This window comes from Oceanicoccus sp. (genome assembly GCF_029238675.1).
Lineage (GTDB): Bacteria > Pseudomonadota > Gammaproteobacteria > Pseudomonadales > Dasaniaceae > Oceanicoccus.
This window is the reverse complement of the sequence record NZ_JAQWFR010000025.1, coordinates 54,295-61,980: the sequence shown is the minus strand read 5'-3', so window position 1 is coordinate 61,980 and position 7,686 is coordinate 54,295. Positions and strand designations below refer to the sequence as shown.

Annotated in this window: 8 protein-coding genes; 7 read left to right on the top strand and 1 reads right to left on the bottom strand. The window is 47.4% G+C overall.

The window, feature by feature from the left end; translation table 11 throughout:
• On the top strand, nt 1-572 hold a 572-nt coding region (locus P8H32_RS08760; protein ID WP_301089203.1), incomplete at its 5' end, for a group II intron maturase-specific domain-containing protein.
• A gap of 292 nt (nt 573-864) precedes the next feature.
• On the opposite strand, the gene P8H32_RS08755 is transcribed toward P8H32_RS08760, so the two are convergent.
• On the bottom strand, nt 865-1,509 hold the full coding sequence (locus P8H32_RS08755) for an antitermination protein NusG (protein WP_297292298.1): 645 nt from the start codon (nt 1,507-1,509) through the stop codon (nt 865-867).
• Nucleotides 1,510-1,809: 300 nt separating this feature from the next.
• Here P8H32_RS08755 and P8H32_RS08750 point away from each other — a divergent pair, with 300 nt between their 5' ends.
• From P8H32_RS08750 to P8H32_RS08725, 6 genes are all read left to right on the top strand, one after another.
• A complete protein-coding gene (locus tag P8H32_RS08750) occupies nt 1,810-2,604 on the top strand; it encodes a hypothetical protein (RefSeq protein ID WP_297292297.1) in 795 nt (264 codons plus the stop codon).
• Between the two features lie 114 nt (nt 2,605-2,718).
• A complete protein-coding gene (locus P8H32_RS08745) occupies nt 2,719-4,236 on the top strand; it encodes a fumarate hydratase (protein ID WP_301089202.1) in 1,518 nt (505 codons plus the stop codon).
• 80 nt (nt 4,237-4,316) lie between these two features.
• Nucleotides 4,317-5,105, top strand: a complete 789-nt coding sequence (locus tag P8H32_RS08740) for a putative hydro-lyase (RefSeq protein WP_297292295.1) — start codon at nt 4,317-4,319, stop codon at nt 5,103-5,105.
• A gap of 202 nt (nt 5,106-5,307) precedes the next feature.
• Nucleotides 5,308-6,042 carry a 5-oxoprolinase subunit PxpA gene (locus P8H32_RS08735; RefSeq protein WP_297292294.1) on the top strand — a complete coding sequence of 245 codons (735 nt, stop codon included), beginning with the start codon at nt 5,308-5,310 and terminating at the stop codon, nt 6,040-6,042.
• Nucleotides 6,039-6,734 carry a 5-oxoprolinase subunit PxpB gene (gene pxpB / locus P8H32_RS08730; protein WP_301089201.1) on the top strand — a complete coding sequence of 232 codons (696 nt, stop codon included), beginning with the start codon at nt 6,039-6,041 and terminating at the stop codon, nt 6,732-6,734. Before P8H32_RS08735 ends, pxpB begins: the two co-directional genes overlap by 4 nt.
• Nucleotides 6,731-7,681 (top strand): biotin-dependent carboxyltransferase family protein, encoded by a 951-nt coding sequence (locus tag P8H32_RS08725; protein ID WP_297292292.1) that lies wholly within the window; start codon nt 6,731-6,733, stop codon nt 7,679-7,681. The genes pxpB and P8H32_RS08725 overlap by 4 nt, the downstream gene beginning before the upstream one ends.
• The last annotated feature ends 5 nt before the right edge of the window (nt 7,682-7,686 follow it).

Sequence of the window (7,686 nt, the reverse complement as noted above, 5' to 3'; positions counted from 1 at the left end):
AACTCAACCCGATTATTCGAGGCTGGGCTAACTATCACAGGGGTATTGTCGCGAAGGAAACCTTTAAGTACGTGGACTACCGTATCTGGAAGCTCCTATGGCAATGGTGTCGGCGGCGACATTGTAACCGCCACAAACGCTGGATTAAAAAGAAGTACTTTAATCCGGTCGGCCAACGTCAATGGGTGTTCCAGGGTATCCGACCAGGCGGACAACCAAGTTACTTGGTTTATGCCTGCGATACGCCTATCAAGCGACATAGGAAGATAAAAGCGGAAGCTAATCCGTATGATCCGACTTGGGAACCATACTTCGAGCAGCGCCTTGAGCGGGTTTGGAGGGACTCCGAGAAGGGAAAACGGAAATTGCTTACGCTTTGGATTGAACAGCAAAAACGTTGTCTTGTGTGTAATCAGCACATAACGCACGATGCGGGATGGAATATCCATCACCTAGTTGAGCGTTATAAAGGAGGCAGCGATAAGCTGGAAAATCTCGTCCTGTTGCATCCCAACTGTCACTACCAAGTGCACAGCCTTGGATTGGAGGTGAGTAAGCCGGTTCGCCAGTAATGGCGGGCTTTGTAAGGCTTGAGCCGTATGCGGGGAAACTCGCACGTACGGTTCTTAGGGGAGGGGCGGCCAGCAATGGCTGCTCCTTACCCGACAGCATCGCTTAGCACTTGTAAAGAGCCTCGACATTGTCGGGGCTTTTTTTTGTCTGATTATCCCCCATCAGCGTCATCCCCGCGCAGGCGGGGACCCAGCACTGTAGATTCCCGCCTCCGCGGGAATGACAGAGTTAAGAAATCACAGACACAAAAAAGCCCGGACAAGCCGGGCTTTAAAGTCTATCTACTACTACTTAAACATACTGCATCAAGCCTAAGCCAATAACAGTCAGTGCAAGAGAGCAGTGAATAACACCTTTAACCGATGCCATTGGGCCAATCTTACCGAAGATAGCGTTAGCCTCTAACAGTACAACAATGGCGAGAACAGCCATCAGGCCTGTGCTTAAACCCTGATTTACAAGGTAAGAAGCCTGGCCGCCACCGTGGAAAGAACCCAGCATACCGACCAACATCAATGTAGAGAAAAGGGTATTGGTTCTTGAGGCCAGCAGTGCTTTAGGGGCTGCAGCAGCAGCGTCGCCTTCAACAATGCCACAAACGATTTTCTGGTTTGGCCAGATAATCAACCATACATTCAAGAACATAAAGGTACCGGTTAAGGAGCCTACAACAATATAAGAGTCCCAGCCGTGCGCAGTGCGGATAATTTCAAGCATGATAACACCGGTCAGGAAGGTGAACATCGCACCCCAGCGGAACCACCATAGAGCACGTGGTGCCAGTTTTTTGGTAGCGTCAGCTTTGGCATCTGGCTCAGCTTCTTTGAAGTATTCGCCCTGAATAAAGTTGAAGTAGTACAAAAGGCCAATCCACGTAATACCAAATAAAACGTGTAACCAACGGAATAAAAGATCAATACTTATAAAAGAATCCATAACAGCCCCCTAAGACTTGTGTGTTTATTTTTCGAAAGACTCAGCTCAGAAGATCCCGAAAGAGCTAAGGCACTGAATTTAATATAATTATATAGGCTATTTATTGCGAAAAGGAAACCCAAAACGTATTTTGGAGTCTATTAATGCGCTAAACAGCCGCATCGGCGAAATTTTTTGCTATGTTTAATGCAGATCTGCGTGCTGAGCGCGAACTTACCGGTGCCAGAGCCAATATGACCATGCGATAATTGCGGCTAATTTATCGCTTATTTAATTTTCCTGAACAGTGTGAATATCTTTATGTCCCGACGAGACGATGACCATATTGGTCATATACCTAAAATAACCCCCGCCCATGATGAGATTGCTTCCTTCCAGCGTACTCAAGCAAAAGGGTCGCTGGCAGCAAGTTTGGGTGAGGTGCCTGACGTGGGTGGTACCGCTGGCAGTGCCTCCGTGGCCACAAAATCAATATTGACGTTGGTGGTGTTGGTATTACTGGCCACAGCCGCTTGGGCTGGTTATCTGCACCAAAAACTACAAATCGCCGAGAAGTCTCTGCAGAACTATGAGTTACGGATCGGTGATTTGGAGCGTCGCCTGATGGTGACGGATGAAAGTATGGGGGAGTCCAGTGCAGCGATGAAGGTCAAATTGCGGGAGCTGGACACCGAAGTCCGCAAGCTTTGGGATAATGTCTGGAAGAAGAGCAAGGCTCGCTTCGCAGAGCATGATGCTCTCTTGAAAAAGCATGCCGACAGTATTGTCGCCAGTGATGCCTTTATAGTCTCTGCCAAAAAGCAGATGAGCAAGCGAGATGATGTGGTTGCCGGTTTAAGCCAACAGTTAAACAAAGCCCAACAGTTACACTCCCAGGTGGCTGAGAATCAGTTAGTGCTAAATCAGCAGGAAAAGTCCCTTGAGCTAGTGGCCGATAAGACCAACCGTGTGAGTGCCGATATCGGTAAATTGGATCTTCGTGTTAAAGGTACTGAAGAATGGATTGAGTCTATTAATGGTTTCCGTCGTCAGGTTAACCGTGACTTGGGTACTTTAAAGCAGAATGTTGGTCAGATGCAGGGCACTACTCCCTAAGTAGTCATTCCCGCTTTCGCGGGAATAACGTTCCTTCGCGGGAATGACCCCTTCGTGTATAATGGCGCTCCTATTTTTTTCAAAAGTCCTTACCGAACGAGAGGTTCGTCTCCGATGACTGTCATCCGTCAAGAAGATTTGATCGAAAGCGTAGCCGGCGCGCTGCAATATATTTCCTACTACCACCCAGTGGATTTTATCCAGGCGATGGATAAAGCCTACCAGCGTGAGCAGAACCCCGCCGCTAAAGATGCCATTGCGCAAATTCTAATTAACTCTCGTATGTGTGCCGAAGGCCACCGTCCTATCTGCCAGGATACCGGCATCGTGACTGTATTTTTAAAAGTCGGTATGAATGTGCAGTGGGAAGCGGATATGTCGGTGACTGATATGTGTAACGAAGGTATTCGCCGCGCCTATTTGAACCCTGACAATGTGCTTCGGGCCTCTATCCTTGCCGACCCCGATGGTGCCCGCACCAATACCAAAGACAACACCCCCGGTGTTATTCATTATGAGATTGTTCCAGGTGACATTGTAGAAGTACATGTTGCAGCCAAAGGTGGCGGTAGTGAAGCCAAGTCAAAATTTGCCATGCTAAACCCATCTGACTCTGTTGTAGATTGGGTGTTAAGCCAGGTGCCATTGATGGGGGCGGGCTGGTGTCCTCCGGGCATGTTGGGTATAGGCATTGGTGGCACCGCTGAAAAAGCGATGCTGTTAGCCAAAGAAGCTTTATTAGAACCTATTGATATTCAAGACCTACAAGAGCGCGGTGCTAGCACCCGGTCTGAAGAGTTGCGCTTAGAGCTACATGAAAAAGTTAACAAGCTAGGTATTGGTGCTCAGGGCTTAGGTGGCTTGACCACCGTAATGGATGTCAAAGTTAATGACTTTCCTACTCACGCAGCCAACAAGGCCGTAGCAATTATTCCTAACTGTGCAGCTACTCGTCACACACATTTCACCTTGGACGGTTCTGGCGCTGCTGCATTAAAGCCCCCCAAACTAGAAGATTGGCCAGAAGTCACTCGCGAAGCCGGGGGCAATGTTAAGCGCGTTAATTTAGATACAGTAACGCCTGAAGAAGTGAAAACCTGGCAACCCGGTGATACCTTATTATTAAACGGTAAAATGCTTACCGGTCGCGATGCGGCTCATAAGAAAATGGTCGATATGATTGAAGCCGGTGAAGAATTACCTGTTTCCATGAAGGGCCGTTTTATTTATTACGTAGGCCCGGTTGATCCTATCGGTGATGAAGTTGTTGGTCCTGCTGGCCCAACCACAGCCACCCGTATGGATAAATTCACGCGCACCATGTTAGAAAAGACTGGCTTGTTAGGTATGATCGGTAAAGCTGAGCGCGGTCCAACCGCGATTGAAGCGATCAAAGATCATCAATCGGTGTATTTAATGGCTGTCGGTGGTGCTGCATACTTAGTGGCTCAAGCGATTAAATCTTCTACTGTTGTTGGCTTCCCTGAATTGGGAATGGAAGCGATCTACGAGTTTGAATTAGAAGATATGCCCGTTACCGTAGCCGTTGATCACCTGGGTGAGTCAGTCCACAAAACTGGCCCGCAATTGTGGCAAGCTAAGATCGAAGAAGAAGCGATAAAAGTGATCTAACACTTTTAACCTCGTCATTCCCGCGAAGGCGGGAATCTAGGTTCCCGCCTTCGCGGGAATGACATACTAGAGTATGGTTTATGTCTGCAGATATCTCACCACTAGCATTACGCCAACGCATTCGCAGTGGCGCACACACCGCCAATACCTCCGGTTGTGCCGCAGGTTTTGTGCAATGTAATCTGGTGATTCTGCCAAAAGATTGGGCCAATGAGTTTTTGCAGTTTTGTCAGCTTAATCCAAAGCCCTGTCCTTTAGTGGGTATGGCTTCACAGCCGGGGCAGTATATGCTGCCTGACTTGGGTGAAGACCTTGATGTTCGCTCTGATATTTCCGGCTACCGTATTTTTGAAAACGGCGAGTTAAAAGAGTCTGTTACCGATATTAAAGACTACTGGCGTGATGATCTGGTGAGCTTTTTATTGGGTTGTTCATTTTCTTTTGAAGAGCCTCTTATCGCTGACGGTCTGGATGTGCGTAATGTTAGCCAGAATCTCAATGTGCCTATGTATCGTACCAATATTGATTGCCGCCCAGCGGGCCGCTTTAGTGGTAAAACGGTGGTGAGCATGCGGCCATTTTTGGCGGCTGACGCCATTCGTGCGGTGCAGATTTGTAGCCGTTTCCCCTCCGTTCACGGTGCTCCTATTCATTTAGGTGACCCTTCGCTGATTGGTATCAATGATATTAACCAGCCAGACTTTGGTGATGCGGTAACCATTAACCCCAATGAACTCCCTGTTTTTTGGGCCTGTGGCGTTACACCGCAGGCGGTATTGGAAGAGGCTAAACCACCATTTTGTATTACCCATGAGCCGGGCTGTATGTTGGTTACGGATATCCCCAATAGTAAATTATCCATTTTGTAGCGTTTTAGGTGTTGTTTTGGTCTTTGTGGCTAAAACCAGCGCTATTACTATATTTTGTTTCTCTTTTTTAGGGAGATATCCTGTTTTGTTTTCTAAAATAGGATAAAAGGCTTCTCTATTTTCCTAAAATAGTCGTTAATCTTGTCGTACCGCAGTACCATTCGTTATCGACCTTGGATAAGACCCTTCGGGAATCAATATTATGGCATTACAGTTAAATTGTGACTTGGGCGAAAGCTTTGGCAGTTGGACCATGGGTATGGATGCGGCGGTGATGCCGTATATTGATCAAGCCAATATTGCCTGTGGCTTTCATGCCGGCGACCCGGTGGTTATGCGTAACACCTTGGCACTGGCAAAGAAAAATGATGTCAGCATTGGTGCCCACCCGGCTTATCAAGACCTTGTTGGTTTTGGTCGTCGTTCAATGAATTGCAGTACTGAAGAAATTATCGCACTAATGCATTATCAGGTTGCTGCAATGGATGGCATGGCCGCGACTGCAGGCTTGAAGCTTGAATATGTAAAACCTCATGGTGCACTTTATAACGATATGATGGCAAAGCCAGATGTGCGCAACGCCATTATGGTTGCAATGTCCGACTATCAGCGCCCATTAACGTTAATGTTACAAGCTACCCCACAATACGCTGAGCACAAAGCTGAAGCCGACCGTCTGGGTCTTAACCTTTCTTTTGAGGCCTTTGCTGATCGTTGTTATGACGATGATGGAAAATTATTAGCCCGTTCCAAAGCCGGCGCTGTTCACAGCAAAGAAAAAATGCTGGCTCAAGTTCAGCAGCTTTGTACAGATGGCACTGTGACTACTGTCAGTGGCAATACTCTCCCATTGCAGGCTGATACTTTATGTGTACACGGTGATAACGAAGCTGGCGTGCAAGCCATACAAGAAATTCGCGAGTTAATTGGCGGATGAGAATAGCGGTAGCGGGTGAAAATGCGCTGATTATTTATTTTGATGATGCCGGCTTTTCTGCTCAGGCATCACCAGCAGTGGCCGCTCGTGTGCAAGCCGCTAAAGTGGCTATTGCTACATCGCTAGACTCAGTACTGATTGATTTAATTCCTTCCTATGCTTCACTCACCTTGATTTATGATGCGTTAAAAACTGATCACTTTTTTATTAGCCAAACCTTAAATGCACTGTTAAACGATCTGGATAATGCCGAATCAGGGCAGGGGAGTTTGGTGACTTTACCTGTCTATTACAGCGTTGAATCAGGGCCAGAGTTGGAGCTAATTGCGGCTAATGCGGATTTATCCATTGAGCAGGTTATCGATTTGCACCAGCAGCAAGAGTATCGCGTTTATGCCATTGGTTTTGCGCCGGGCTTTGCTTATCTGGGTGAAGTGAATGAAAAAATTGCGGCTTCGCGCCTTTCAACGCCGCGGCAAAAAGTGCCCAGAGGGGCAGTGGGAATAGCAGACCGACAAACGGCTGTTTATCCTGCACAATCACCGGGTGGTTGGAATTTGATTGGTCTATGTCCCCAGCGTATGTTCGACCCAGCGGTAGAACCGAGTATGCCAGTTGCTGTTGGTGATCGCGTTCAGTTTGAGACTATTTCCCGCAACCGGTTTTTAGAACTGGGAGGGGAATTACCATGAGTGGGTTCAAGGTTATTAATCCTGGCATGTTAACGCTAATTCAGGATACGGGTCGGTTTGGTTTTCATGGTATTGGTTTAACCAACGGGGGTCCCCTGGACCCTTTGGCATTTCGCTGGGCTAACAGGCTGTGTGAAACTGCAGTTGACGGTTCGGTTGCTAATAATACAGCTCTGGAAATTAGCATTGGCGGATTGTTGCTAGAGGCTCAGGTAGATACTGTTATTGCTATAACCGGTGCTGATATGGCTTTAACGATTAATGGCGTAGCTTACGAGTTATGGCAAAGTCATAGTATAAAAGCGGGGGATCAAATCGAACTAGGCTATGCACAGCAGGGCTGTCGCAGTTATTTGGCGGTGGCTGGTGGCTTTGATATTCCCCATAGTTTTGGCAGTGCGGCCACGGTGGCCAGAGAGACGATTGGCGGAATTACAGGTGATCGCTTGCAGCAGGGGGACTTCTTACCCTGCGCCAGTTTTAATGCGCAACAACATTGCAGTGTTGATAGTAATGATCGTCCACACTATGGCGATGCGTTTACCGCAAGAGTGATTCTTGGTTATCAACAAGAAACCTTTAATGATGTACAGCAACAGCTCTTTTTTAGCAGCGAGTATACAGTCTCTGACCGCTGCGACCGTATGGGTTATCGCCTGACGGGCCAAAAAATCCAGTCATCTATTGATGGTATTTTGTCAGAAGGTATATGTCATGGGGCTATCCAGATTCCTGCGGATGGTCAGCCTATTGTATTGATTAATGACCGCCAAACCATTGGTGGCTACCCCAAGATCGGTTCAATGATATCTATTGATACAGCCAAATTGTCGCAATTGATGTCCGGTGCTCAAGTTTCATTTGAAGCGGTGTCTATGGAGCAGGCGCATAATTTATTACATTTTGCTGAGGCCCGTTTTCAGCAAGCTCAATTGCAGCGGTGCTAAGTTTA